This window comes from Sphingobium sp. B2 (genome assembly GCF_007693735.1).
Lineage (GTDB): Bacteria > Pseudomonadota > Alphaproteobacteria > Sphingomonadales > Sphingomonadaceae > Sphingobium > Sphingobium xenophagum.
Genome location: NZ_VDBZ01000003.1, coordinates 26264 through 51554, shown reverse-complemented (window position 1 = coordinate 51554; position 25291 = coordinate 26264). Strand labels below are relative to the sequence as shown.

Below are 25291 nucleotides of genomic sequence, written 5' to 3'. Positions count from 1 at the left end.
GCTAGAACGCGCGTTCGATCCGTGCCAGTGATCGCTCGGACAAAATGAAGAATGGCACTGGCTCCCATGGAATAGCCGATCAGATGGTGCTTTCGATGTCTAACGTTTCGAGCAGGGTAGCCAGTCTGTCGGCAAAGAAGGATCCATCGTACGCCGCGTCGGGTCGCGAAGCTTCGCCAAAACCAGGCCAGTCGAACGCGATGACTCTGAGACGATCAGCCAAAAGCGTCTGTACCCGTTCCCAGATTTCAAGAGAATTGGTCAAGCCATGCAGGAGCGTGACCGTTTCGCCGTTCGCGCTGCTGTCCCAGATACGTGTCCGTTCGCCCGAGCGCAAAAGGATATGACGCGGGGACAGGATAATAGCAGGCCTCAAACCGAGGTCGAGATAGCTAAAGCGAATCTTTTACGGTTTTGCAAACGGAGTTCAAATGCGCCTGTTTGAAGCGGATCAGCGGCTCACCCATGTTGTGGATGAACGTAGGGTTCCGGGAATCGAACATCCAGTATTGAACGACTGGACATGGCGGATTGTGTTGAAAAAGCCACCCCACAGGAGCACTTTGTAATTTTTCCCGATCATTACCTACGCTGCGACATATCGATTCAAACTTGCGCGCGTCGCGATTCAAATCAGGCGACGGCAAGCACGAAAATTTCGCATTCGGAGTTTTTCAACACAATCGGGCGCAATGCTGCCGAAAAGCCGGATCACGCGTTACATCGTAATGACGGACACACTCGAGACGCTCAGGGCAAGAATGGACGCTGCTGCTCGCGCCTTGGACTTTGAGGAGGCCAAGCGACTCCGCGACATGATCAGTCTGATCCGGAACGGTGCCACAGCTGTCGACGCTGAGCAGGCTGACTTATCGGGCATTGAGCGTCAGCAGCCAGGAGCGATGGGCCTAGGAACAAACAGGCAGCGGGTCAGTCCCCTGCCGGGTTGGAAACCGCCACTCAAGCCAGACCCAATGACAAGTGGCAAATCCTCGCGTCGCGGGCGTCGAGGGACGTGACAGTGAGCGCGCGGGATATGACGCTGAGGCTTCTTGCTAAGCGCGCGCCTGGCGCTACCGTCTGCCCAAGCGAGGTAGCGCGTGCCATTTCGCAGGGGGAAGAGTGGCGAGGCGCGATGCCACACGTGCATGACGCTGTAGATCGTTTGCGCGCGGAAGGTCTCGTTACGCTGAGTTGGCAGGGCAAAGCTCTGTCAGCACGCGACGGGCCACACCGCATTGGTCGAGGTGACCGCAATTGAGCCGACACGCCCTGCTACAGCCGAGTAAGGGCCGCTGCTATGCCCGTCGAGAGGACGGGAATATCCCGCCAGGGAAGGCTGGCGCCTGGATACCCCGCGCCGCTGTTCGAAGGTCGTCGAGGACGGAAATAGAAGGAATTGCCGCTGCAAGCGGTGCCAGCAAATCAGCCCGGCGAGCAAACGCCTCCATCTCCTTAGGCAGTTTTGCGGACATGGTTTTGGCATTGGGGTCGACAGCGCGTCAAGATCGCCAAGCCTTACCAGCCAAGGCCTGTGGGGGTTCACCGGGAATTGATGACGGCCGCGGCGAGGTAGAGCGTGGCTTTGAAGCTGCGATGGTTTTGTAAGCCCCACCGCGATACTTCCTAACTCTCTGATTTAGCAAATTAATTTTTCGATGAGATGTCGCCCCTGGTACATCGTGGCGTTTAACGGGATGGGCATGGCCCCGCAAGCCCGCGACGCGGCTGGGCAAGTTAGACACGGAGGCAGAGCAGGGCATCGGGGGGCGCTATGGCAGCGGCGTTGACCAGTGTTGCGCGCTGGTTGCGAGCTGCTAGTGCTATTGGGGCGCGAGCAACGTGAGAGTGGCCCCGTCGCGCACTCCGCCGAACCATCGATCCAACGCGGCGCTGAACAGCGGACCGCCTCCAGCTGCCTCGAACAGGGTGAGGGACGACCGCAGCTTCATGGCGTCGACCTTCCCCAGCACGCCCGCAGCGCTGTTGCCGTATGCCAAGTTTTGCAGCGCTTGCAGGCAATCCCGTAGGCGTTGGCCCAGCGCGGGGTGCGCCAGATACGCGCATGCTTCATCCATGGACGCGATGGCGTAGTGCTGCGCTGCTGGACTGCGGCCCAGGCCCGCAAGCTGCGGAAAAACGAACCACATCCAATGGCTGGTCTTGCGGCCCCGGCGCAGCTCGGCCAGGGCTGCCGCATAAGTGCCCTGCTGCGCGTCGAGGAACCGCCCGAGGTTGTGTGGGTCGATGGTCATGTGGCTAAGACGTCGAAGGCAGCCCGTCGTTCCATATGGGTGGATTGCGCCAACCCTTACCGTTCGCTTGGAGTTTGGGAGCCGGTTCGTCGCCAATATCGGGTGCACGACGTTCGCCTCTCTGATCGCGCGCACCCAATGCAAGGGGCCGGAGGAAGTGTACCGCAATGACGCGCGCGATCAACAAGGCATCACCCCTGTCATCGGTCGTGCAATTCTCCGCAAAAGTGAGGCTGCTTATGGCATTGGCGCGCAGCGCATGGCGAAGGTCGGGGGTCAGGAGGATCATGCCGCCCTCCGGTCCAGCGCAGCCGCTTCGCCCTTTGTCGGTTCACATGGCGCTTGTCCGGCACTTGACCCGTCCCGACCTGCGTCGCTGCGCCCGCTCGTGTTGCCGGTGTCATTGTCCCGCCCGGCGTCGGGCAAGCACGACAGCAGCCAGTCGGCGGCCTTGCTGGCCGCGCCTGCGGCGCGGAAGATGGCGCGATTATCCTCGCGCAGCACGTCGAGCCATGCGCCGATATAGTCGGCGTGGCGCACGCTCGGCACGATGCCAAGCGCTGCGCACAGGAAAGCCGATCCCATTTCGGCAATCAGTTCCTCGCGCGCATAATCCTTGCTGTCAAAGCTGTTGGTCAGATTGCGGTCGAGACGCGAAGCATGTCCCGTCGCATGGGTCAGTTCGTGCAGGCAGGTCCGATAGAAATTGATCTGGTCGAAAAAGGCCGGTTGCGGCGGCACAGCTACCAAGTCCTGGCTCGGCACATAATAGGCCTTGTCGCCACCGATGCGGAAATCGACGCCGCTGGCCTCGATCAGTGCCTCGGCAACCGGCACGATCTCGCGTTCAGGCAAAGGCGCAGGTTCTGCCGCAAGGCCGGGTCGCAGCCTTTCGCATTGCGAGACATTGAAGACGGTAAAACGCTTGAGGAAAGACACGGACTTGGCATCGCCGCCCGTTTCGCGCGCTTTTTCTTTTTCCGCTTCGGGGGTGAAGCGATCGGCATAGACGACGCAAGTGCCCTGTTCGCCCTTGCGGACGCATCCGCCTGCGTCCCGCGCCTGCTTGAAGGTCAGCCAGCTTTGCGATGGATAGCCCTTTTCCATCACCGCGCCCCACAGGATCAGCACGTTCACGCCGGAATAATTGCGGGCGGTGAGCGCATTGCGCGGCAGACCGGGGGCAAGGCCGCCAAGGCGTGGGTCCGCGCTGGATGCCCAAGGCTGGATCCAGGGAATGCGCCCTTCCTCCACCTGGGCGATGATCTTCGCGGTCACCTCGTCATAGAGGTTGATCCGGTCGGGCTGCGCTGCATCGGCACCCTGCTGCCGACGCGCGCGACGTAAGGCATTTCGAGCCATGTCCTGTCCTCCAGCCTGCCCAAAAAACATGAGGCTCCCCGGAAGCGGGGGTGGGCGGCGAAACGCGACTGGAAAGGCCCGCCCCGGCGGGCGACGGCACCGAAGGGCGGAACGAAGTGAAGCACCCTCGAGCGCAGCGCAGACGGGTTGCCGGCGACCGCCAAGGGCCTAGCATGAGAACGGCGGAGCAATATTCGACCACGGTAGCGGCTGTCTCTTATACACATCTAGATGTGTATAAGAGACAGGTGCGCGGGCAGAGCGAGACGATCGGTGAGCGGCTGCAGCGCTGTCTCTTATACACATCTAGATGTGTATAAGAGACAGGTCGAATATTGCTCCGCCGTGCTCATGCTAGGCCCTTGGCGGTCCCCGGCAACCCGTCTGCGCTGCGCTCGAGGGTGCTTCCCTCCGTAGATGTGTATAAGAGACAGGTCGAATATTGCTCCGCCGTGCTCATGCTAGGCCCTTGGCGGTCCCCGGCAACCCGTCTGCGCTGCGCTCGAGGGTGCTTCCCTCCGTAGATGTGTATAAGAGACAGGTCGAATATTGCTCCGCCGTGCTCATGCTAGGCCCTTGGCGGTCCCCGGCAACCCGTCTGCGCTGCGCTCGAGGGTGCTTCCCTCCGTAGATGTGTATAAGAGACAGGTCGAATATTGCTCCGCCGTGCTCATGCTAGGCCCTTGGCGGTCCCCGGCAACCCGTCTGCGCTGCGCTCGAGGGTGCTTCCCTCCGTAGATGTGTATAAGAGACAGGCGCTTTCCTGTCACATTACGTGCTCCGCGACCGCTATGCTCGCCCGGGCAAGGGGAACGAGAAAGGCAATGTGGAGGGGCTGGTAGGCTATTGCCGGCGCAACTTCATGGTGCCGATCCCGAAGTTCCCGACCTGGGAGGCGTTCAACCTGTGGCTGGAGGAGCAATGCCGCAAGCGCCAGCAGGACAAGGTGCGCGGGCAGAGCGAGACGATCGGTGAGCGGCTGCAGCGCGATCTCGCGGCCATGCAGCCTCGGCCCGCTACACCCTTCGAGGCCTGCGATCAGAAAGGCGGGCGGGTCTCCTCGCAATCCCTGGTGCGCTACAGGACCAACGATTATTCGGTTCCGGTGGCCTGGGGCCATCACGAGGTCTGGATCAGGGCCTATGTCGATGAGGTGGTGGTCGGCTGCCGCAGCGAAGTCATCGCCCGTCATCCTCGTTGCTAGGCCCGCGAGGAGGTTGTCTTCGACCCGCTCCATTATCGCCCGCTGATCGAGCAGAAGATCAACGCATTCGACCAGGCTGCGCCTTTGCAGGGCTGGGACCTGCCCGAAGCGTTCACGACACGGCAGCGGTTGATGGAAGGGCGCCTGCACAAACATGGCAGGCGCGCATATGTGCAGGTACTGCGCCTGCTGGAAACGTTCACCCTCGCCGATCTCCAGGCGGCGGTCGAACAGGCCATCGATCTTGGCGCCATCGGCTTCGATGCCGTCAAGCACCTCGTCCTGTGCCGGATCGAACGCGTACCGCCCAGGCTGGACCTGGACGTCTATCCCTTCCTGCCACGCACCACGGTCGAGAAGACCTTTGCCAGAGCCTATCTGAGCCTGCTCTCCGACCGGCAGGAGGCCGCATGAGCGATCAGGCCCCGGAGATCCTTCTCGCTCACCATCTCAAGGCGCTCAAGCTGCCTACGTGCCTGCGTGAGCATCACAAGCTCGCGCGGCAATGTGCCGCTGAAGGCGTCGATCATATCCGCTTCCTCGCCCGCCTCGTCGAGATGGAAATGATCGACAGGGAGCGTCGCATGGTCGAGCGGCGCATCAAGGCCGCGCGCTTCCCCGCCGTCAAAAGCCTCGACAGCTTCGACTTCGCCGCCATCCCCAGGCTCAACAAGATGCAGGTGCTCGAGATGGCGCGCTGCGAGTGGATCGAGCGGCGTGAGAACGCCATCGCTCCTGTCTCTTATACACATCTAGATGTGTATAAGAGACAGTCTCACAGGCGCGCTCCTCGATCGCCTGACCCATCACGTCAGCATCCTCGAGATGAACGGCGAAAGCTATCGCCTGTCTCTTATACACATCTAGATGTGTATAAGAGACAGTCTCACAGGCGCGCTCCTCGATCGCCTGACCCATCACGTCAGCATCCTCGAGATGAACGGCGAAAGCTATCGCCTGTCTCTTATACACATCTAGATGTGTATAAGAGACAGTCTCACAGGCGCGCTCCTCGATCGCCTGACCCATCACGTCAGCATCCTCGAGATGAACGGCGAAAGCTATCGCCTGTCTCTTATACACATCTAGATGTGTATAAGAGACAGTCTCACAGGCGCGCTCCTCGATCGCCTGACCCATCACGTCAGCATCCTCGAGATGAACGGCGAAAGCTATCGCCTGTCTCTTATACACATCTAGATGTGTATAAGAGACAGTCTCACAGGCGCGCTCCTCGATCGCCTGACCCATCACGTCAGCATCCTCGAGATGAACGGCGGAAGCTATCGCCTCGCGCACAGCCGGGCCCGCAAGGCCAAAACCAGACCCTGAAAATTACACCAATGCCGGGGGGAGTGGCCCGCGGGCTACGCCCTCACGCCACTCCCCCGGCATGTAACACGATGGCCTGGTCTTACGCCGCCGAATGGCCGACTTTTGCTCCGCCGTTGACACCAGGATACCGGATCCGACCAGTTGATAGGTCGTTTCAATACCGTCGCGGTCATGACCTGCCGACGCGGCGGTCGCCGCCGCCTCGGTCATTAGCCATCCAATCGGTTGGCCGTCCAGGCCCTTGCCAGCCAGAGTCACCACAGCGAGGCTCGAGGCTGAGCTCGGACCCGCCATGTTTTCACGCGCGCTCGCCCCAGGCGATGCCGAGATCGCGAGGTTCAAAGCGCGCATTGCCACTTCCATTGCGGTCTGCCCGATGCCCAGATGCGGTCCGCCAATGGGAGCTGGCATTTGTGCATCGAGGATCGACCCCGGCTCGCACCTGATGGTAAAGGAGCGAAACAGGCCCTCATTCAGCGGCAGGGCCTTAGCGAGATAGGGGGCAAGTTGGACGCCGAGCAAGCTCTTCACGATATATGGTTTGGAATTGAAAAAATGCGTTGACTGCGGCGATGCGCCAGAGAAATCGAACGTTAGCTGATCTGCGGCCACCGTCAGTTCACATGGGATGTGGAACAGTTCATGCGACCATTCGGCCCAGGCTGCAGCGCGGTAGGTGCCCGGCTCAAGCTCTCCGATCCGTCGACGGACCTCTTGCTCGGTCAGTCTTGCCAACTTGGTTGTCGCTTCCAGGAACATCTCTGCCCCATGATCGGCGACGATCTTCTCGATCTCTGCTCGTGTGACATTCGCGCCTGAGATGAGCGAGCGCATGTCCATTTCGATCGTCGACGCCATGCGGATGTTATTGCGCAATATGCTCCAGACATCCCCTTGCTCTACGCCCGCGCGCGATAGCCGTACTGGCGGGAAGCGGAGGGCCTCCTGATAGGCTTCGGTCGCTGCCGTGCAAAAAGAGCCTGGGACCATCCCGCCCATGTCCATCATATGCGCCGACGCGCCAACCCAGGCGGCTAGGTGGTCCTGTTCGAAGACCGGCATGTGAATGAAGATGTCCTGCGCGTGCAGGCCCCCGCCATTGTAAGGATCGTTGACCAGGAAAATGTCGCCCGGCGCGATACTGTTGCCGTGCCTCGCCAGAATTTCGCGAATGCCGTTGCCACCTACATGAAAGTGTATTTGCACCATGCCACCGCCGACGACCAGGTCGCCTTCCGGGCTGTATATGGTGCAAGAGCAATCGCCCGCCTCCGCCACGAGTGGACTGATGGCAGTACGAATAATGGTTCGCGAGCCATCGCCCGCGACCGCCTCCAATTTGCAGCGAAGGACTTCGAGCGTAATGGGATCAACCACAGATGGGCTCCTCGAACTGGCAGATGAGTGTTCGGCCCGGCCCCATGCGGGTGATTGAACCAGCCGGGGCCCACAGGGTCGTATCGCCAGTATCGATGAGCAGCGGGCCGCGAAGGTCGTGGTGGGGCATGATGCGGTTGAAATCATGAACCGGCACCCGTTGAGGCGCGTCGGGTTCGAGAAAAATGTCGCGATGCCCGACCACAGTTATGGTGTCGGCCCCCATGCCAACATCGCTTTCTCGGGGAAGAACTGCCCGAAGGGTTTGGCCAACCCCAATCGCGCGGACGAGCGCGAGTTCGACCGGAGTCTGGCTCATGAGGCTATCGCCGCCATAGTGCTGCGCGTACAGGGCTCTGAATCGTTGCAAAAGCAATTCAGGGTTGAGGTCTCCGTCCTCCAGAGCCAAGGTCAGCGAAGCGCGCTGGCGTGGTAGTCTCAGATCGACTTCGGTCAGGATGCTACGCTCATGTGGTGCCACGCCCTGTCGGCCAAGTGCCTCATCAACCTTGACTTGGAGCACGGCCAATACTTCTGACGCGTGCGCGCTGGCGTGCGGCAGCAGCGCATCGATCGCTTGCGCAGCCTCTACACGAACATCGGCGCTGGCGGCACCGTAAGCCGACAGAACCGAGGCAGCGGCGGGCATGGCTACCCAAGGCAGCCCGAGATCGCGTGCCATGGCCGCAGCGAATAGCGAGCCTGAACCACCATAGGCGATCACGCCGTAGCGTCGTGTATCGATGCCACTTGACGAGATGCGCGCGCGCATCGCCTTGGCCATTTCAGCGAGCGCAATTTCACGAATGCCGTGCGCTATTTCCATTGCGGTGAGACCAATGCGATCTCCCAGACGTGCACATGCTTCTCGGGCAGCGGAGACATTGAGAGGCATGGCTCCCCCCATGAAGCCGTCCGCATCAATGAAGCCGAGCAGCAAGTTCGCATCCGTCACGGTTGGCTCGGTGCCGCCACGCCCGTAACATACAGGGCCAGGTGTTGCCCGGGCAGACTGCGGGCCAACGCGCAGAAGATTGCGGCTGTCTATCCAGGCGATCGAGCCACCACCGGCGCCGATCGATTCGACGTCAATTGCCGACTGGCCGGTTATCATACCTCCAATTTCGGCGCTCTGGCATCGCTGGGGAACCCCATCGATTATGACCGCGACATCGATGCTGGTACCGCCCATGTCGCAGCAAAGCGCATTGGGGCGGCCGATCGCACTGGCAACTTCGCTTGCAGCGACGGCGCCGGCGGCGGGCCCCGACGATGCAAGGCCAAGAGGCGTGGCACGCGCTTCGGCGGCACTTATCGCCCCGCCCCCGGAGTGTAGAAGCAGAAGTGGAACCCGCATGCCGAGTTCGGCAAGTTCCAACTGAAGCTCATCCACGCCGTCAAGAGCATCTGCGGCAAATGCGTTAAGCACGGCCAGCGTGGTACGCTCGAATTCCCGGACGACCGGATGGAGTTCGACGCCGCTGAAGACGGGACAGTCAGGGTAAAGTTGGCGGATGAGGCCCGCTGCTGCCTGCTCATGCGCCGGATTGCGAACCGACCAGAGGAAAGAAACCGCAAAGGCGTTGACGCCGCGAGTCTCAACCAGTTGTTTGGCAGCCTCGGCGACCTCGCTCAAGTCGAGGTTGCGGCGTACCGCGCCCTGCCTGTCGATGCGCTCGTCGATACCGCGTACGGCATGGCGATCAACCGGGTTCCAGTTCATGGTTAGCCACCCATCCACCACCTGCCGATGATTGCGCATGGAATGGAGATGATTTTCAAAGCCTGCCGTCGTTATCAGCCCGACCGTCCGGCCCTTTCGGGTCGCTATCACATTTGTCACCGCGGTGGTGCCGAGCCCGAAGCGCGCGGTGCGCGCCAGCAGTTCGCTGGCGGAGAGGCCGATATGGCCCGCGAGGAGTCCGCAGCATTCGATTACGCCGTCACGAAAACGCGACGGATTGGTCGGCGCCTTCGCGCGCCACGTCTCGGTTCCGTTGCTGCAGATTGCATCTGTAAACGTGCCGCCGACATCAATGCCGATGACGTAGCCGGTCGCTCCCTCCGACACGCGCGAGGCTTCTTGCTCCACTCAAATACCCCTCGAATCGCGATCGTCGCGCACATTATCGCAACGACAGAGTGACATGTTCGCCGACTATCTATAATGTCCGGACTTTAATGTGCAACAGTGGTTTTTGTGCGAGGTGCGAGCGTGGTTGATGAAATGCGTTTCGACGGCCGGGTCGCCGTCATTACCGGCGCGGGAAGGGGGCTCGGGCGGGCCTATGCCGAATTGTTGGCGGCCCGTGGAGCCAAAGTCGTGGTAAACGACACTGGTGCGGCATTGAATGGGGGGGGGGCACGACGACTCGCCCGCTCAGTCGGTCGTCAATGCGATAGAAGCGGGCGGCGGCGACGCGGTGATGTGCACGGCGAGCGTCGCGACCCCTCAAGGCGGTGCCGCGATCGTTGCGACGGCTCTGGATCGCTGGGGACGGATCGACATTCTCATTCACAATGCCGGCATTGTCCGCCGCGCGCCATTGACCGATATGTCGGATGCCGATCTTGAGGAAAGCTTGGGCGTTCACTTGCGAGGGGGGTTTCACGTTGTCCGTGCGGCGATGCCCGTCATGGCTCAAGCAGGCTACGGGCGGATTGTGCTGACAGGTTCCTGTAGCGGGTTGTATGGCAACTATCAGTCCGCCAACTATGCTATGGGCAAGATGGGGCTGGTCGGCTTGTGCAATGTCGTCGCTCTTGAGGGGAAATCTTTTGGCATTCGCTGCAATGTGATCGCGCCCGCTGCTGCGACTCGAATGTCTGATGGCGTCGATACCAGCCAGTTCCCGCCGATGGATCCAGAGTTGGTCGCGCCGATGGTCGGATGGTTGTCGCACGAGGCATGCGACGCCACTGGCGAAATCTATATTGCCGCGGCCGGGCGCATGGCACGCGCTTTCATCAGTGAGTCGCGAGGCGTGTTCCGCAGCAATTGGACCATGGAGCATGTCGCTGCTGCGATGTCGGCCATCCAAGATACGGCGCAAGCCGTGACGTTCGACGTCTCCCCGACTGGGCAATTGGACCATCTGCGCTACAGTTTTGCGATGGCGCGCGAAAGCTGATGGCGGCCAAAATTCCGACAACGTTCTAGCATGTAGAGTCGACCGATAGAGGAATGAGGATGGACGCAATGACGATATTGGATCGGCTGGCAATCCGGGAACTGACCGAACGCTATGCGGCATATGCAATGCGGATCGATCCGCTCGGCTGGGGCAAATGCTGGGCGGAAGATGGAGCATGGCAGCTTTCCTCGATGGATGAGCCAGTCACCGGTCGGGACGCGATCATTGCTGAGTTCGCCAAACGGATGGAGTATGTCGGCAGCCTGTGGCTCAGCGGCTTCCCCATGGATCTCATAGTCGATGGTGAGATGGCTGCCGGTAAAACCTACACCCGCGAGGAAGTTTTGCCCAAGGCTGGTGGTCGAATTTCCGTCAATGGTTGCTTCCACGACACCTATGTCAGGCATAGCGGCCAATGGCTGTTCAAATCGCGCCGCTACGAGGTCCTGGACATAAAACGTGAGCCTTGAGGTCTTGCACTATGGGCACAGCAAATGATTATCCGGACAATAATCGGTTGCGAATCCGGGGCCGGACTGCGATAGTCCGTACAAAAGCCGGTCGGGATGGGCCGTAAAGCGTGATGACCAAAGCGGAGAGTTATGCATGAACGATCTTTCAGGCAACCCACAGGTTCACTATCAGCCGAAGTTGCTGGAGACAGAGCCATATCTCTCCCGAGAATATCTGAAGCTTGAACGTGATCGCCTGTGGCGCAGAGTGTGGCTGCAGGCGGCCAGGCTCGAAGAAATTCCCAATGTCGGGGATTTCGTCACTTATGAAATTCTGGACGACTCGGTCATCATCGTTCGATCAGGCACGGATCAGGTCCGGGCCTTTCACAACGTCTGCGTGCATCGCGGCCGGCGGCTGATTGACATCCCCCCTGGCGCGCGTAACGCCACTGGCAACCGTAACCGCTTCATCTGCGGATATCATGGCTGGAATTTCGGTCTGGATGGAGCTGCGAGCAACATCGCCTGCAGGCAGGACTGGCAAGGCAAGCTGACCCCGGAAAATACCGCCCTGGGCCAGGTGCGGGTGGATTGCTGGGGTGGATGGATCTGGATCAACCTGGATCCCAACTGCGAGCCGCTGCGGGATTATCTGGAGCCGGCCGCGTCTGTACTCGATCATTTCGAGTTGCAGAATCTGCGCTATAAATGGCGACGCTGGGGGGTGTTCGACTGCAACTGGAAGGTCGCGATCGAGGCCTTTATAGAAACCTATCACGTTCCCGCGACGCACCCGGAATATATGAAGTTCGGGGTCTATCAGGGGTGGGGCCGGCAGGAGGGTCTGCACAGTTCCCTGGGGTATGACGCAAAGGGCGAGAACAAGGGCAGGCTCCGCCTTGGTTCAGGCAAGGACGCCCGCAAGGCAACCGCCGAGATGGTCGCCTATACGATGGAGCATGTGAATTCGAACTTCTCGCAGTCGCTACTCGACGCGGCGATGCGGCTGGAGGACGAATTGCCCGAAACCGCCACCGAAGAGGAGGTGTTGAAACACTGGCTCAGTTCGGCGCGCCAGGCCGATGCGGCGCAGGGCGTCGTGTGGCCGACCGTTGCGCCCGAACTCGTGGCGCGCAGCGGTGTGGCCTGGAACATCTTCCCGAACTTCAGACTGGGGCACGCCGTCAATAACGGCCTGTGCTATCAAGCGAGGCCTTATGGCGACGATCCAGACAAGTGCATCTTCGAAGTTTCGGTGTTCGAACTATACCCTGAGGGCGCCGCGCCCAAGACTGAGTGGGTCCATACGCCGCTGGGCGATCCCGGCTGGGGATCGGTGCTGTCACAGGATTTCTCGAATATGGCGGCTGTACAGCAAGGCATGAAATCGACCGGCTTCGCTGGACCGCGTCCCAATCCAAAGGAAGAAGGTGCAGTCGTTGCGCTTCATGAGACCTTGGCGACCTATATGGGGTTGGGGCGGCCGCAAACGATCTAGGACAGGGCGCCGTAGAATAGATGGCCCCGTCTATTGCGCGAGGGACGAAGCAATCCATCGAGTGTATCCGCGACTCGCCACGCTAAGGTCGTAGTGACGATCGACAAATTTAAGGCCTTCTCAAATTAGGGTGCAGTCGAGATTGGGGAGGAGGGGAGGGTTTTCATCGCCCCCCCCCTCCAATTCCCCGCTTCAGTAGGACCGCGGCATGCCAAGCTCATGCTGACCGATATGTGCGAGTACAAGATTATTGGAAATCGGGGCAATGCGGAACAGGCGCGCTTCCTTCCACTTGCGTTCCACGTCGAACTCACGCGCGACGCCATAGCCGCCATATGTCAGCATACATGCTTCGGCCGCCGCCCACGCGCCTTCCGAAGCAAGATATTTGGCCATGTTCGCTTCTGCGCCACAGGCCAGCCCGGCATCGAGCGATGCCGCCGCCTTGTTTCGCATCAATTCTGCGGCCTGCACCTCGATATAGGCCTTTGCAATGGGGAATTGTACACCCTGATTTGCACCGATAGGCCGACCGAAGACCACGCGTTCGCTGCCATAGCGAGCCGCCCGGTCGCAGAACCAATATCCATCGCCGATCGATTCACTTGCAACCAGCAACCGCTCTGCATTCAGACTGTCGAGCAGATAGTGGAACCCGCGCCCCTCCTCTCCGATCCGGTCGTCGTCCGATACCTGCAAATCTTCAATGAAGACCTCGTTGGTGTGATGGTTGAGCATGGTCGGTATGGCTTTTCCCCGCAAGGCATCACCAGCCTTTGCGATATCGACCAGGAAAAGGGACAGGCCGTCCGTTTTCCGCTTTACCTCCTCCAATGGCGTGGTTCTGGCGATGAGCAGATAATAATCAGATTGGAAATAGCGTGATGTCCATATCTTCTGGCCATTGATGACATATCCCCCCGTTACGCGGCGGGCGAAGGTCTTGATGTTCAGTGTGTTCGAACCAGCGTCCGGCTCGGTTACGCCGAACGCTTGCAGCCGAACGCTGCCATCAGCAATGCCGGGCAGCAACCTTGCTTTCTGCTCTGGACTGCCGTGCTTAAGCAGCGAAGACATGGTATACATTTGCGCGTGGCAGGCCGCTCCATTTCCACCCGAGCGATTAATCTCTTCAAGGATCACGCAGGCATCAAGCATGGTAAGGCCTGACCCGCCATATTCCTCGGGAATGAGTGCTGCCAGCCAACCGGCTTTAGTCATGGCATCGACGAATTCGCTGGGATAGCGCTCTGTCTGTTCGCAGTCCTGCCAATATTGTGAGCCGAAGTCGGAGCACAACCTTCTCACTGCTTCACGAATGGCCTGCTGCGTTTCTGAATATGCAAAATCCATGGTGATCCCTATGATTCAGCCGATCACGCCGGCGGCCATGAGCCGCTCGATCGCATCGGGGGATTTGCCCAGGGCGCTGAGCACGACATGCGTGTCTGCACCCAGTGACGGGGGAGGCGAAACGGCCGCCATTCGGCCCCGGTCCAATGTGACCGGCAATCCGATCACACGAAAGTTCGGAGCATTCTCCAGCGGCATGGCGACAATGATGCCGGTCTGATCGACCTGTGGATCGGGAAGCGATTCCGCGATCGTGCGTAGCATGCTGCAAGGAGCTCCGGACCGGCGCAAACGCGCGACGACTTCCTCTCCCGGGAGCGTCCTCGTCACAGTTTCCAGTGCAGCGTGCAACGCATCGCGGTTGCGCACGCGTTCGGGGTTGGAAGAGAAACGTTCATCATTCAAAAGGTGGAGACAATCGAGCCCCTCGCATACCGCGCGAAAAAGATTGTCATTGCCTGCACCGATGAAAACCTGCCCATCGCTACTGAGAAACAGTTCATAGGGCGCGGACATGGCCATGGCCGATCCCATCCGGCCGGGCGCAACGCCCGTGGCAAGATATGCAGCAGCAGGAACCGTCATCCAGGCCATGCCAGTTTCCAGCAGACTTGCCTCGACAAGGCCTCCCACGCCCGTGGTGGCTCGGCGCAACATAGCTGCCATGATCCCGAGCGCCGCCCACATGCCGGTTCCCATGTCGATCAGCGAAACGCCGACCCGGACGGGATCACCACCGGCCGCTCCGGTCACACTCATAACGCCGGTATAGGCCTGTAGCAGGGGATCATAGCCCGGCAGCGAGGCCATGTCGCCGGTCTGTCCGAACGCACTGATGGCGCAATAGATGAGATTGGGGTTATGGGCATGTAGATGCTCAAAGCCCAGACCGCGCCGCTCCATGCTCCCCGGCTTCAACGAGTGCACCACGATATCTGCGTTGGCTGCAAGTTCACGGATGAGTGCCTGACCGTCTGACTGGTCGATGTCGATGGCGATGCTTCGCTTGTTGTGGTTCAAGGCCAGAAACGTGGACGATTGTCCGTGAATTTCAGGTGGCCGCCAGTTGCGCGTATCGTCCCCTGATCCGGGACGCTCGACCTTTATCACGTCGGCGCCGAAATCACCCAGTATTCGAGTGCAGTAGGGCCCCGCAACATTCTGTGTAAGGTCTAGAACCCTGCAACCCTTGAGAATATTTCCAATCAAGATCACCTCCCAGCCTGCGCTTCCTGCATTCCCCGAAGTCATCAAGAAAAACAAGCCTTATTGTACGGTCAATTCAAACATTCCACCTCCGGAAGGCTAGCTCGGGGGCAAAATGGCCCTTGCGCAGCACCGTTCGGAGGTATAGTCCGTACAAACATTTGATGATCGAGCGGAGTCATTCACGATGAAGGTTAATCTCGGCGTGTTCGCCCACAATTCGCACGATTGGGATCGGCTCCAAGCTGGCCGTTATGACGAACTGCCTGCCGAGCCCGACTGGAAGTTTGTGCAAGCGGGTTTTGAGCTGGGCAAGTTGGCCGAGCCCTTGGGGTTCGACGGGATCTGGGCGCCGGAGCATTTCGGGACCCCTTATGGCATGTCCCCCAACCCGCTACAGATGCTGACCTATTTTGCCGGATGTACCGAACGCATCACATTTGGAACGATGGTTGCCGTCGCCCCCTGGTGGCACCCCGTGCGCATGGCGCACCAGATTGCGTATCTCGACATCATCTCGAACGGTCGGCTCGATACGATCGGTCTGGGCAGGGGGGTCGCAAAAAAGGAATTCGATGCGCTGGGCATACCGCGTGAGGAGGCCAGACAGCGACTGGATGAGACGCTCGACATTCTCGAACTCGCATTCTCGCAGCAACGCTTCTCCTATGATGGCGAAATCTTCAAAATTCCAGAAATGGAACTGCGACCGGCGCCTAAGAGCAATGATTTGCACAAACGTCTGTTCGGATCGGCATCGTCGGCCGAATCGGCAGAGATGCTCGCACGCCGCGGGCTCACGCCGCTTTTCGTCGGCAACAAGCCACTCGAAGATGCCGGTCGCGAGACGTTGCGCGTCAATACAATTCGTATTGAAGAAGGGTTCGCTCCCGTTCAGCCCAAGAATGTGATGATGCTGTTTTGCGCCAGGGATCCCGACGAGGAACAGCGCGCTGACGAATGGCTTCTGACCGCCAATCGCGACGTGAGCCTCCACTACGGATTTGCTGACCCGTCAAACTTCGCGGGGGTGAAAGGCTATGAGGCTTATGCTAACCGGCAGGCTAACGCGACCGCCGTACTTGACGCTGTATCGGAGGCGGCGCTGAAGGACAAAAGCAAGCAAGGCGGACCGAAGCTTCCGGGCTATCATCCTTCCAACCTGCTCATCGGCACGCCGGATGAAATTGTAAGGCGGATCGAGGAGGCACAGCGTGTTTGTTCGTTCTCGGAAATAACGGTGCTTCCGCAATTTGGCACCATGCCTTATGCCGTGGCGGCCGAGAGCATGAAGCTCTTTGCTGAAGAAGTACTGCCCCATGTCCAAAAGATGGCCGCGCCTCTTCACCCAACGGTAGTGCCCAGCCTGGACACGGCCGAGTGATGATGGCTGATCGAGGCGCGGTAACCTTGGTCGAGGTTGCGCCACGTGATGGATTCCAGTCGGTAGGCCGGATTATATCAACGGGAAAAAAGCTGGAGGTTATCCGCCAACTTCATGCCGCTGGTCTCCGCCGCATCGAAACAACATCTTTTGTCAGCGCGCGTGCGGTTCCGCAGATGGCTGATGCCGCCCAGATCGCGGCGGCTACTGCCCGAATGGTTGGGCTGGATGCGCAGGTACTGGTGCCTAACGCTGCCCATGCGCGACGAGCCATGGAGTCTGGTGCGGAGCATTTCAGTTGCTTCCTGTCAGCCAGCGAACCGCACAACCTTGCAAATATCAAGCGAACACGGGCGCAATCGCTGGCGGACTATGCAGAGATCATCGCGCTGATTCCGGTGTCAGCTCGCGTTCGATTCAACGTCTCGACGGCGTTCGATTGTCCCTTTGCCGGACGTGTTGAGGCGGCCGAGGTGATTGCCACCATCGAAGCTGCACTCACGGTCCGCAACGATGTCGAGGTGGCGCTATGCGATACAACCGGTCGCGCTGAACCGGCTCAAGTCGATTCCCTGTTCCGGCAAGCTGCAACGCGCTTTCCCGGCGTTCGATCCTGGGCCTTCCACGCGCATGACACCTACGGGCTTGGATGCGCTAATGCCTATGCCGCCTATCTCGCCGGCGTCCGCGTTTTCGATGCGTCGGTGGCAGGCATTGGCGGATGCCCGTTCGCGCCCGGTGCAACGGGCAATGTCGCAACCGAGGACCTGGCCTGGATGTTCGACCGAATGGGTGTGTTGCATGGTCTCGACTGGGCGGCACTGGGACGTGCCGGAAATGTTGTGGCGGCGATCGAAGGCGCGCGATCGGGTGGGCGTGTACGGGTTGCGCTAGCTGCACGCGAGCGGGCCATGGCTGAAGTGGCTTTTCAATGACGTGCAGGCCGACCGAAGTGGCGCCGATGAACGACGCGCGCATGGCCGTCTTGCAGGAGCGATACAGGGTCGAACGCGACCGTCGGCTAATCGATCGGGCTACCGATCAGTTCATTCACGCGTCCGATCGGCGGGCGCCGATTGATCTGTTGGCCGATCCGCATTGTCCGGTAACGGTGCGCGAGCCGCTGCATGTCGATATCGAGGTACTGGTTCTGGGGGCAGGCTGGGCCGGCATTCTGGCCGGCTGGCATCTTCGGCAGGCTGGTGTTGCCGATGTGCGCATTATCGATATGGCAGGGGATTTCGGGGGAGTATGGTATTGGAACCGCTATCCGGGCATCCAATGCGACAACGACTCCTGTTGCTATCTGCCGTTGCTTGAGGAGACCGGGTTCGTCCCGTCCCGCAAGTTCGCGGATGGGCCCGAGATCATGCGGTATGCACAATCGGTGGCGCGCCAAGCAGGTCTTTACGAAGGCGCGCTGTTTCATACGGCATGCACTGCCCTTCGTTGGGACGAACAAGGGCGTCGATGGCATGTGACAACAGATCGCGGCGACCGGATTCGCGCACGCTTCGTTATCATGGGCAATGGCCTGATCACGACGCCGAAACTGCCAGGTCTCCCAGGGATCGACCTGTTTCGGGGCAAGATGTTTCACACCAGCCGCTGGGACTACACCTACACGGGCGGTAGTTGTGAAAATCCGGTCCTGCACAAACTGGGCGACAAGCGCATTGCGATCGTTGGTACTGGCGCAACGGGAGTTCAGGCGATCCCCTATTTGGGCAAATATGCTGAAAAGCTGTTCGTGATCCAGCGCACGCCCTCTACCGTCGATGCACGCGCTAATGCACCGGTCGATCCGGATTGGATCGCGAGCTTGCCACCGGGCTGGCAGCGCGAGCGCCAACGCCAGTTCCAGATGGGGGCAATCGAAGGTCTGCCCCCGGGCGGCCTTGATGTGATTTGTGACATCTGGACCGAAATCAACCGCAACTTGGCAAACGAACTTGGCGCGCTTCGCGACCAGCCAAGCCAGCAGGATGTTATGCGTCGCCGCGAAGCGATGGATTATCGCGTGATGGAGCGCCTCCGTAAGCGCGTCGACGATTTAGTAGACGATCCGGCCACCGCTGAGAGCCTGAAACCATGGTATCGCTTCATGTGCAAGCGGCCGGCGAGCAACGATGACTATTATCCGACGTTCAACCGGCCCAATGTGGAGTTGATCGACGTATCCGGCACGCGCGGGGTCGAACGCATGACCGCGACAGGATTCGTGGCTAACGGCGTCGAATATCCGGTTGACTGCGTGATTTTCGCAAGCGGATTCGAGGTGACGAGCGATCTTATTCAGCGCTGGAATATCCCGGTCATCGAAGGGATCGCTGGTCAGTCACTGTACGAGCGCTGGGCGGATGGCTATCGGACGTTGCATGGCATGAGCGCGCACGGCTTTCCCAACCTGTTCTTCACCGGTTTCCTGCAAAGTGGCTTCAATGCGACAACAACCGAGATGATCAACCGTCACGTCGAGCATATTGCCTACATCATAGGTCAGTGCCAAGGCCTCGGCTACGAACGGGTCGAGCCGACCGTGGAGGCCGAGCAGGCGTGGATTGATCATATTCGCGATACCCGCATCGACCTCAACGACTTTGCCGATGAGTGTACGCCGAGCTATTTCAACGGCGAGGGCGACCGGAGCAAGAAGCGATGGTTTGCTGGCGAGCCCTATGGACCGGGCTGGGCCGCTTTTGAAGCATTGCTTCGGAAATGGCGCGCTCAAGGCGATATGCAGGGTATGAATATGGCGTGATAGTTCTACCTGTTACAGGTCAAAACTTGAGTTGGCGGCGGGTCAGCTGTGTTGAAGCGACGTAGCGGTCCGACGGATGGTAACTCAAGCTTATTTCAAACGGCTGGCCTTTGGCATTCATATAGCGTCGATGAACCAACAGGGCGGGCGCCCCCTCAGAGCAGTTGAGTAGGTTGGCGAATTTGGCATTTACGACAATTGCGCTAATCCGCTGCTCGACTGTCTCGGCCTGAAAGCCTTTGATCCGTCGAACGCGGTCGAAAAAGGGGCCAGTGTCGGAGATGAGCGCTTGGCGATGCGGGATTAACTCCTTGCCGAGCAGTACCTCCGTCCAGCACAGCGGATTGCTGTCGCCTTCGCGATAGCGCAGCCCGGCGAACCGCAGCCACCTTGAGCCAACCTTGCAGAGCAGTTGCTTGGCCATTTGCTCACGTGCAACGATTACGCCCTCTTCGAGCATTTCGAACCGCGTCTCTGCCGCGTAATTGTCGAGCTCTGAAAGCGTGGCGACAGTTTGTACATAGGGGGGGAGGGGCAGCGCGGCGACAATTGTGCCAGCGCCCCGTTGACGATCAAGTACACCGCTCTGTTGAAGATCGCGCAGTGCCTCGCGCACTGTATGGCGACTGACGCCAAAGCGTTCGCACAATTCCAGATCGGTCGGGAAGCGTTGCCCTACTGGATATCGCCCGTCCGCGATCTCTTTCGCCAATGTTTCCCGCAGTCGAATGTATCGGACCATTTTGACGGCTTGCAGATGTGTGAGAGCAGTGTCAAGCGAGTGTGCATCGTTGTGCTCGCCGCTACGGGCCGCTGACGAAATATCCGGACAAATTGGCGGGATCTTCCTCCCTCACCGCCATGAGCCGGAAGTTGCCATGGACATTGGCAAAAAAAAGGGGATTATGAGGAAATATCCGTACAATGATTCGATAATGAGATGCGGGCATGAGAGGGAGGGGATTATGTGCAAGACGATGTTGGCAGTTTTGCTTGCGGCTGTGAGCCAGCCGGGCATTGCCTGGGCTCAGATGGCGGCGTCGCAGCCGCTTGCCGATGAGGCGCGCGAAGAACCAACAGCTGATGGGGATATCATTGTAACGGCGCAGCGTCGTTCCCAGAGGCTGCTGGAAGTCCCGATGTCGATCACTGCGATTCAGGGAGAGGCGATCGTTAACAACGGCATCACTTCGACGGTTGCGCTCGCGCAGATTTCGCCGGGCGTGGTAACTGTGAACAATGGGTTTGGTTTTCTGCCTGTCATTCGCGGCATCCAGTCGACGGGAACATCTCCAGGTGACGAGACGAACGTCGCTGTCTACATCGACGATGTTTCGATCGGAACGCCGATTGCTGGTTTCTTCGATTTGGCCGACATTGCGCAGATCGAGGTGCTCAAGGGCCCCCAAGGTACGCTCTATGGACGCAATGCCACCGGCGGCGCGATTCGTATTCAGACACGCAAGCCGGAGTTCGAAACAACCGGCAGTATCTCGGCCGACTATGGGTTCCACTACAAGGATTTCCGTGCGGCGGGTTTTGTGACTGGCAAGCTGGCCGATGGGGTTGCTGGTTTGCTCAGCGCGACATATCGCCGCGGGGGCGGCTTTATCAAGGGCATCGCGGGCAACGAAGGACGCACCTACGGCAAGCCCAACAATTATGTACTCCGTGGCAAGCTACTGGTTCAACCGGTGTCATCCGTCGAGGTCGTGCTGGCAGGCGACGTCTGGTCCCAGCAAAATGATTCGGTGTTCATTTCGAACATCAAGGGTGGCGCCAATCCATTTCCGCTTATCCTCGGCACGATTCCGAGCCGCCCCTACACCCACGCCGGCGTTACGCAGCCGCGCGCCGACCTTAAGGGTTGGGGCACCAGTGTGGACGCGAAGTTCGATTCGTCGGGCGGAGTATCGGTACGGTCCTTGACTGCGTATCGCCACGTTGAGGTTCAATCGCAATCGGATACAGATCGTACAAGCGCCTCGATTGGTTCGAACCAGATTTCGCAGAGACAGGATGCTTTCAGCGAGGAACTGATCGTCGCAAGTCCGGGGGGTCAGATGCTGGATTGGATCGTGGGGGCTTATTATCTCAACAACAAGGCTTCCAATCCCTATTTCCGTAATATCGTCGGCGATTCACCAGGTGGCGCACCGAACGTCGCGTTCACCAATCACATGTCTGTCGAGGCTGTCGCTGGATTTGGCGAGGTCACGCTCAACCCCACGCCCAAACTGCATTTGACTGGAGGTCTGCGCTACAATTCGGAGACCAAAAAGTTCATGTGGCGAAACCTGCTCAACGCGGCGGCCTCTGTGACCAACAGCCAGAGGACCTGGAACAGCACGACTTGGCGCGCGGTGGCTCGCTATGACCTTAGCGACTCGGCGAATTTATACGGATCAGTCAGCACGGGCTTTAAGAGCGGCGTCTACAACGCTTATTCCGCGCTGGATAAGCCGGTAAACCCGGAGAAGATCACTGCGTTCGAAATTGGTTCAAAGGCGCGTATAGGCGGCATTAATCTCACCGCCGCTGGCTATATTTACAATTATCGCGATATTCAGGTCAGCTCCTACACCTATTTCGGAAATCCGCCGGCGCTCCAACTCACCCTGAGTAACGCTGCCTCGGCGCGGATGAGCGGTGTCGAGTTCAGTGCGGATGGCTCTTTGGGTGGTGGCTTCGGCTTTAGCGCCGGCTTTGCTTGGCAACCGCAGAGCGAATATAAGCGATTCACGTCGGCTCAGGTTACTATCCCGTTGCAGCCGTCCGAAGTGAAGGTTCCGTTCGATGGCGTGATTGCGAAGGTAGTGGTTCCTTTCGATGCTTCGGGCAGCCGCACCGTTCGATCGCCCGAAGTAACGGCCAACGCGCGGCTGACCTATGAAGCCGATCTGGGTGGCGGCCGACTGAACGCGTCGGTGAACGGTGCCTACACCTCATCCTTCTTCTGGCAACCGGGAAATTACTCCCGAGAAGAACCCTATGTCGTGATCAATTTCCGGCTCGGGTGGGAAAAGAACGGCATTACCTATTCGCTCTTCGGCACCAACCTCACTGGCTCCGATTATCACACAGACTATGTACCCAATGTTCGGGGCGACAGCGTCAAGTTCATACCCCGACACGAGTTCGGCATCGGCGTAAAATACGCCTTCTGACGCAGTTTGTGCGCCCTCACACGGTTCAATCGCGTGGGGGCGTGCTCGTACAGGCCCGTAGGACATGCAGTATGGACAATCCCTTAACCTCGATCGAAACAATCCTGGCCGAAAGCCGGGCTGGAAGGATTGTCGTCCTAATCGATGATGAACGGTCAGTCGGGATGGGCATGGCAATCATGCCAGCCAGTTTTGTCACGGCAGAGAAAATCACATTCCTCGCAGTCCATTGTCGAGGGGTCATCTGCCTTGCCTTAGCGCCAGAGCGCGTCGCGCAACTCAATCTAACGCCGATGGTCGCGCAAAACGGATCTGCGCGTCAGTCAGCTTTCACCGTGTCGATCGAGGCGAGGACAGGCGTTACCACGGGCATCTCCGCAGCGGATCGCGCCAGAACGATCGAGGTTGCGATCGATCCGCATATGGGCGCGAGCGAAGTTGTTTCACCAGGTCACATCTTTCCGGTGGCATCGCGAGACGGCGGCGTACTCGTGCGTGCGGGCTTTTCGGAAGCGGCAGTCGATCTTGCGCGGCTCGCAGGGCTAAACCCAAGCGGCGTGCTGGCCGCGATCCTGGGTGAGGACGGCGATGTTGCCTCAGCCGACCAGTTGATCGAATTCGCCAACGCGCACCATTTGAAGATTGGAACTATTCGAGATCTCATCGCCTACCGCCGCGCGACGGAAATTCTGGTTGAACGTGTTTCATCAGAAACCATTGACAGCGCGCATGGAGGCCTGTGGCGCACACATGTGTATCGGAACCGTACGGATGGAACCGAGCATATTGCGCTGGTTAAGGAGGGATATGACAAGCGCGGTCCCGTTCTCGTGCGAATGCATACCTTCCTGGCACAGGATGACGTGCTTGCCCGCAAAGGGTCGCGAAGGAAGCTTATTCCCAGCGCCATGGATGCTATTGCTGAGGCCGGAGCCGGCATTGTCGTCTTGATCCGTGGATCGATTTTACTTCATGAACAACCATCCGCGCCCCAAACAACCTTGCGCGAATTTGGAATAGGAGCGCAAATTCTGCGTGATCTGGAAGTAACCCAGATCGAACTCCTGAGCAACACGCTTGAACTGCCTTTAGCAGGCATCAGTGCATATGACCTTGAGGTCGTCGGCATCAGGCGGCTGGGAACCTGAAGGCATATGAACGGCTATGGATCGAGACCGCGACATAGCGCGATACTCCTTCCCAGTATCATCCGCGCAAGAAATGACCGGCAAAATGTATCGGGACCGAGGACCGGGATACTGCTGACCAAATCATGATCTCATGGTCAAAATAGTGTGGCGTCGTTTTCCGGTATATATGGCAGAAATTCCCGCCGGGAGCGAAACTTGTCCGCCCACAGCGGATCGCCGATCATTCCCCGGCCCACGGCGACGAGATCGAACTCTTCCTGCTTGAAGCGCTGAATCAACGGCTCAAAATCGTCCGAGGCTTTCGCGCCATCACCTTTGTCATACATGCCGTGATTCATACCGACACCACCGACTGCCATGGACAGTTTTCCAGTAATGCGTTTCGCCCATCCCGCCAGATTGCCGGGATGGCGTTCGAAAGCGGCGCTATTAAAATAGCGGACGCTGGCGTCAAATACGTCAACGCCGGCATCGGCTAGCGGGCAAAGCACTTCGGCAAGTTCTTCGGGCGTGTCGGCAAGCTTCGCCCGGAAGTCCTGCTGCTTCCATTGCGAAAAGCGGAAGAATATTGGGAACTCTTCACCGATAGATGTTCGGATGCGCCGCACGATTTCGGCACCGAACGCTGAGCGCCGTGCCCGATCACCGCCCCAACGGTCCTGACGTCGGTTAGTGCCCTCCCAGAGAAAATTGTCGATAAGATAGCCATGGCCGCCATGGAGCGCGATACCGTCGAAGCCCGCTACCAGTGCATTTTTGGCGCAACGCTCGAATGCGGCAATGGCATCCTCGATGTCGCACTCCGTCATCGGTTCTCCGATGTGGGGATCTGATGGTATGAAACTTGGCGCAATGGACGTCATACGTCCCAAAGGCCCCCAGATACCGGATGGACTGACAGTAGCGCTCTTCGGGAAAGGGCCTGTGCCGGGTTTCCGCATGGCACCTTGATGCCATAGCTGCGGTATGATTTTTCCGCCGGCCGCATGCACCGCATCGGTAACCATGCGCCAACCGGCGATCGCCCGGTCCCCCGCCAGAAGCGGGATGTTGTTCTCGCCCAAGCCGGCATCTCCCAAGGCCGCGGCATGATCGACCGCGACGCCTTCCGTGATGATAAGACCAGTGCCGCCTTCAGCCCGTCGGCGGTAATAAGCGAGAACGGCCTCGTCGGGAATGCCGTCAGGACAGTAACCCCGGGTCATCGGCGACATGACAATACGATTTCGGAATGTAACGCTTCTTACGGTCAGGGGCGTGAACAGAGCCGCCCGCTCATCGCGTTCGAATCGTCGGTCAACAACCATGGGCTCGTCCCTTTTCGCAGGAATGCGCTGCATTGGATGGAAGTCACAGGGATCGAGGATGCTCGATGCCCCGCAGTGAGTCTTGTCATTTTGTCCGGACTATCTTGAATCTGCGACGTTGCGCAATATCGCATTTCGGCCACACTCAAAGTTATGATGGTGAAGCGGATTCAGCCATTCGATGATGTGCCTGTGCAAGAGAGGGAGAAACGCCCGTTTCCCGCTATCGTCCCAAACTTTGCGGGCAAGGCAATTGCACGCCGAAGCGTCGGTCCTGCTGGAAAGGCGTGTCCGGGGTAGCAATTACATCCGGACTATCGCGCTACCGTCATTCCGCATAGC

The 25291-nt window shown here is 59.2% G+C and carries 21 protein-coding genes and 7 pseudogenes; 18 read left to right on the top strand and 10 right to left on the bottom strand.

What is annotated here, in order from left to right:
- Nucleotides 1–79: 79 nt before the first annotated feature.
- Entirely contained in the window at nt 80–337 is a 258-nt protein-coding gene (locus tag FE851_RS18560) for an alpha/beta fold hydrolase (protein ID WP_186378910.1), read from the bottom strand.
- Nucleotides 338–692: 355 nt separating this feature from the next.
- On the opposite strand from FE851_RS18560, the gene FE851_RS18555 reads away from it, so the two are divergent.
- Together FE851_RS18555 and FE851_RS18550 are read left to right on the top strand one after the other, a co-directional pair.
- Nucleotides 693–1019 carry a UvrB/UvrC motif-containing protein gene (locus tag FE851_RS18555; protein WP_315850623.1) on the top strand — a complete coding sequence of 109 codons (327 nt, stop codon included), beginning with the start codon at nt 693–695 and terminating at the stop codon, nt 1017–1019.
- A 17-nt stretch (nt 1020–1036) separates the two neighbouring features.
- Nucleotides 1037–1261: a DUF3253 domain-containing protein gene (locus tag FE851_RS18550; RefSeq protein WP_145205805.1), complete on the top strand. Its 225-nt coding sequence runs from the start codon at nt 1037–1039 to the stop codon at nt 1259–1261.
- Nucleotides 1262–1823: 562 nt separating this feature from the next.
- On the opposite strand, the gene FE851_RS18545 is transcribed toward FE851_RS18550, so the two are convergent.
- Genes FE851_RS18545 through FE851_RS18535 form a run of 3 tightly spaced genes read right to left on the bottom strand, consistent with a single transcriptional unit; the run spans nt 1824 to nt 3617 of the window.
- Nucleotides 1824–2255, bottom strand: coding sequence for a DUF1810 domain-containing protein (locus tag FE851_RS18545; RefSeq protein ID WP_145205801.1), 432 nt, complete (start codon nt 2253–2255; stop codon nt 1824–1826).
- A 4-nt stretch (nt 2256–2259) separates the two neighbouring features.
- Nucleotides 2260–2544 (bottom strand): hypothetical protein, encoded by a 285-nt coding sequence (locus FE851_RS18540; protein WP_145205798.1) that lies wholly within the window; start codon nt 2542–2544, stop codon nt 2260–2262.
- Nucleotides 2541–3617, bottom strand: a complete 1077-nt coding sequence (locus FE851_RS18535) for an ArdC family protein (RefSeq protein ID WP_145205795.1) — start codon at nt 3615–3617, stop codon at nt 2541–2543. Before FE851_RS18535 ends, FE851_RS18540 begins: the two co-directional genes overlap by 4 nt.
- A gap of 173 nt (nt 3618–3790) precedes the next feature.
- On the opposite strand from FE851_RS18535, the gene FE851_RS26280 reads away from it, so the two are divergent.
- The 8 genes and pseudogenes from FE851_RS26280 to FE851_RS26530 form a co-directional block, all read left to right on the top strand.
- The gene (locus FE851_RS26280; protein WP_186378909.1) at nt 3791–3937 is read left to right on the top strand and encodes a hypothetical protein; all 147 of its coding nucleotides are present in this window, start codon (nt 3791–3793) and stop codon (nt 3935–3937) included.
- A gap of 437 nt (nt 3938–4374) precedes the next feature.
- Nucleotides 4375–5235, top strand: a pseudogene (locus FE851_RS18530) (Mu transposase domain-containing protein); the annotation flags it as partial.
- Nucleotides 5232–5555, top strand: a pseudogene (gene istB / locus FE851_RS18525) (IS21-like element ISSsp5 family helper ATPase IstB); the annotation flags it as partial. The pseudogenes FE851_RS18530 and istB, both read left to right, overlap by 4 nt.
- Before the next feature lie 22 nt (nt 5556–5577).
- Entirely contained in the window at nt 5578–5688 is a 111-nt protein-coding gene (locus tag FE851_RS27335) for an ATP-binding protein (RefSeq protein WP_222422971.1), read from the top strand.
- Between the two features lie 15 nt (nt 5689–5703).
- A pseudogene (locus FE851_RS26545) lies at nt 5704–5799 on the top strand (ATP-binding protein); the annotation flags it as partial.
- A gap of 15 nt (nt 5800–5814) precedes the next feature.
- A pseudogene (locus FE851_RS26540) lies at nt 5815–5910 on the top strand (ATP-binding protein); the annotation flags it as partial.
- A 15-nt stretch (nt 5911–5925) separates the two neighbouring features.
- Nucleotides 5926–6021: pseudogene (locus tag FE851_RS26535) on the top strand (ATP-binding protein); the annotation flags it as partial.
- A gap of 12 nt (nt 6022–6033) precedes the next feature.
- Nucleotides 6034–6153: pseudogene (locus tag FE851_RS26530) on the top strand (ATP-binding protein); the annotation flags it as partial.
- A 3-nt stretch (nt 6154–6156) separates the two neighbouring features.
- On the opposite strand, the gene FE851_RS18515 reads toward FE851_RS26530, so the two are convergent.
- Together FE851_RS18515 and FE851_RS18510 are read right to left on the bottom strand one after the other, a co-directional pair.
- A complete protein-coding gene (locus tag FE851_RS18515) occupies nt 6157–7533 on the bottom strand; it encodes a hydantoinase B/oxoprolinase family protein (RefSeq protein WP_186378908.1) in 1377 nt (458 codons plus the stop codon).
- The gene (locus FE851_RS18510) at nt 7526–9625 is read right to left on the bottom strand and encodes a hydantoinase/oxoprolinase family protein (protein WP_145205789.1); all 2100 of its coding nucleotides are present in this window, start codon (nt 9623–9625) and stop codon (nt 7526–7528) included. Before FE851_RS18510 ends, FE851_RS18515 begins: the two co-directional genes overlap by 8 nt.
- Nucleotides 9626–9760: 135 nt before the next feature.
- Here FE851_RS18510 and FE851_RS18505 point away from each other — a divergent pair.
- The 3 genes and pseudogenes from FE851_RS18505 (at nt 9761) to FE851_RS18495 (ending at nt 12620) form a co-directional block, all read left to right on the top strand.
- Nucleotides 9761–10664 (top strand): annotated as a pseudogene (locus FE851_RS18505) (SDR family NAD(P)-dependent oxidoreductase).
- 68 nt (nt 10665–10732) lie between these two features.
- On the top strand, nt 10733–11137 hold the full coding sequence (locus FE851_RS18500; protein WP_186378907.1) for a nuclear transport factor 2 family protein: 405 nt from the start codon (nt 10733–10735) through the stop codon (nt 11135–11137).
- 136 nt (nt 11138–11273) lie between these two features.
- On the top strand, nt 11274–12620 hold the full coding sequence (locus tag FE851_RS18495; protein WP_145205782.1) for an aromatic ring-hydroxylating oxygenase subunit alpha: 1347 nt from the start codon (nt 11274–11276) through the stop codon (nt 12618–12620).
- 192 nt (nt 12621–12812) lie between these two features.
- Here the strand turns inward: FE851_RS18495 and FE851_RS18490 are convergent, their stop codons facing one another.
- Together FE851_RS18490 and FE851_RS18485 are read right to left on the bottom strand one after the other, a co-directional pair.
- On the bottom strand, nt 12813–13973 hold the full coding sequence (locus FE851_RS18490; protein ID WP_145205779.1) for an acyl-CoA dehydrogenase family protein: 1161 nt from the start codon (nt 13971–13973) through the stop codon (nt 12813–12815).
- Nucleotides 13974–13988: 15 nt separating this feature from the next.
- The gene (locus FE851_RS18485; protein ID WP_222422970.1) at nt 13989–15236 is read right to left on the bottom strand and encodes a CaiB/BaiF CoA transferase family protein; all 1248 of its coding nucleotides are present in this window, start codon (nt 15234–15236) and stop codon (nt 13989–13991) included.
- Nucleotides 15237–15366: 130 nt separating this feature from the next.
- On the opposite strand from FE851_RS18485, the gene FE851_RS18480 reads away from it, so the two are divergent.
- The 3 genes from FE851_RS18480 to FE851_RS18470 are packed head-to-tail and all read left to right on the top strand — an operon-like array spanning nt 15367 to nt 19324.
- Nucleotides 15367–16563: an LLM class flavin-dependent oxidoreductase gene (locus tag FE851_RS18480; RefSeq protein WP_145205776.1), complete on the top strand. Its 1197-nt coding sequence runs from the start codon at nt 15367–15369 to the stop codon at nt 16561–16563.
- Nucleotides 16563–17498, top strand: coding sequence for a hydroxymethylglutaryl-CoA lyase (locus FE851_RS18475; protein ID WP_261371128.1), 936 nt, complete (start codon nt 16563–16565; stop codon nt 17496–17498). The genes FE851_RS18480 and FE851_RS18475 overlap by 1 nt, the downstream gene beginning before the upstream one ends.
- 26 nt (nt 17499–17524) lie before the next feature.
- Entirely contained in the window at nt 17525–19324 is a 1800-nt protein-coding gene (locus FE851_RS18470; protein ID WP_261371072.1) for a flavin-containing monooxygenase, read from the top strand.
- A 19-nt stretch (nt 19325–19343) separates the two neighbouring features.
- On the opposite strand, the gene FE851_RS18465 is transcribed toward FE851_RS18470, so the two are convergent.
- The gene (locus FE851_RS18465; RefSeq protein WP_145205769.1) at nt 19344–20066 is read right to left on the bottom strand and encodes a GntR family transcriptional regulator; all 723 of its coding nucleotides are present in this window, start codon (nt 20064–20066) and stop codon (nt 19344–19346) included.
- 223 nt (nt 20067–20289) lie between these two features.
- Between FE851_RS18465 and FE851_RS18460 the strand changes: the two genes are divergently transcribed.
- Together FE851_RS18460 and FE851_RS18455 are read left to right on the top strand one after the other, a co-directional pair.
- The gene (locus FE851_RS18460; protein WP_186378905.1) at nt 20290–22491 is read left to right on the top strand and encodes a TonB-dependent receptor; all 2202 of its coding nucleotides are present in this window, start codon (nt 20290–20292) and stop codon (nt 22489–22491) included.
- 71 nt (nt 22492–22562) lie between these two features.
- Nucleotides 22563–23639 carry a 3,4-dihydroxy-2-butanone-4-phosphate synthase gene (locus FE851_RS18455; RefSeq protein ID WP_145205763.1) on the top strand — a complete coding sequence of 359 codons (1077 nt, stop codon included), beginning with the start codon at nt 22563–22565 and terminating at the stop codon, nt 23637–23639.
- Nucleotides 23640–23776: 137 nt separating this feature from the next.
- Here FE851_RS18455 and FE851_RS18450 read toward each other — a convergent pair whose 3' ends face one another.
- Nucleotides 23777–24949 (bottom strand): NADH:flavin oxidoreductase, encoded by a 1173-nt coding sequence (locus tag FE851_RS18450; protein WP_145205760.1) that lies wholly within the window; start codon nt 24947–24949, stop codon nt 23777–23779.
- Nucleotides 24950–25291: the final 342 nt, after the last annotated feature.

Coding starts and splice junctions, on each gene's coding strand:
- FE851_RS18535 (WP_145205795.1), bottom strand. CDS start 3,617: ATGGCTCGAAATGCCTTACGTCGCGCGCGTCGGCAGCAGGGTGCCGAT.
- FE851_RS18460 (WP_186378905.1), top strand. CDS start 20,290: ATGTGCAAGACGATGTTGGCAGTTTTGCTTGCGGCTGTGAGCCAGCCG.
- FE851_RS18465 (WP_145205769.1), bottom strand. CDS start 20,066: ATGGTCCGATACATTCGACTGCGGGAAACATTGGCGAAAGAGATCGCG.
- FE851_RS18480 (WP_145205776.1), top strand. CDS start 15,367: ATGAAGGTTAATCTCGGCGTGTTCGCCCACAATTCGCACGATTGGGAT.
- FE851_RS18545 (WP_145205801.1), bottom strand. CDS start 2,255: ATGACCATCGACCCACACAACCTCGGGCGGTTCCTCGACGCGCAGCAG.
- FE851_RS18490 (WP_145205779.1), bottom strand. CDS start 13,973: ATGGATTTTGCATATTCAGAAACGCAGCAGGCCATTCGTGAAGCAGTG.
- FE851_RS27335 (WP_222422971.1), top strand. CDS start 5,578: ATGTGTATAAGAGACAGTCTCACAGGCGCGCTCCTCGATCGCCTGACC.
- FE851_RS18495 (WP_145205782.1), top strand. CDS start 11,274: ATGAACGATCTTTCAGGCAACCCACAGGTTCACTATCAGCCGAAGTTG.
- FE851_RS18455 (WP_145205763.1), top strand. CDS start 22,563: ATGGACAATCCCTTAACCTCGATCGAAACAATCCTGGCCGAAAGCCGG.
- FE851_RS18540 (WP_145205798.1), bottom strand. CDS start 2,544: ATGATCCTCCTGACCCCCGACCTTCGCCATGCGCTGCGCGCCAATGCC.
- FE851_RS18555 (WP_315850623.1), top strand. CDS start 693: ATGCTGCCGAAAAGCCGGATCACGCGTTACATCGTAATGACGGACACA.
- FE851_RS18470 (WP_261371072.1), top strand. CDS start 17,525: ATGAACGACGCGCGCATGGCCGTCTTGCAGGAGCGATACAGGGTCGAA.
- FE851_RS18500 (WP_186378907.1), top strand. CDS start 10,733: ATGACGATATTGGATCGGCTGGCAATCCGGGAACTGACCGAACGCTAT.
- FE851_RS18550 (WP_145205805.1), top strand. CDS start 1,037: ATGACGCTGAGGCTTCTTGCTAAGCGCGCGCCTGGCGCTACCGTCTGC.
- FE851_RS18450 (WP_145205760.1), bottom strand. CDS start 24,949: ATGGTTGTTGACCGACGATTCGAACGCGATGAGCGGGCGGCTCTGTTC.
- FE851_RS18475 (WP_261371128.1), top strand. CDS start 16,563: ATGATGGCTGATCGAGGCGCGGTAACCTTGGTCGAGGTTGCGCCACGT.
- FE851_RS26280 (WP_186378909.1), top strand. CDS start 3,791: ATGAGAACGGCGGAGCAATATTCGACCACGGTAGCGGCTGTCTCTTAT.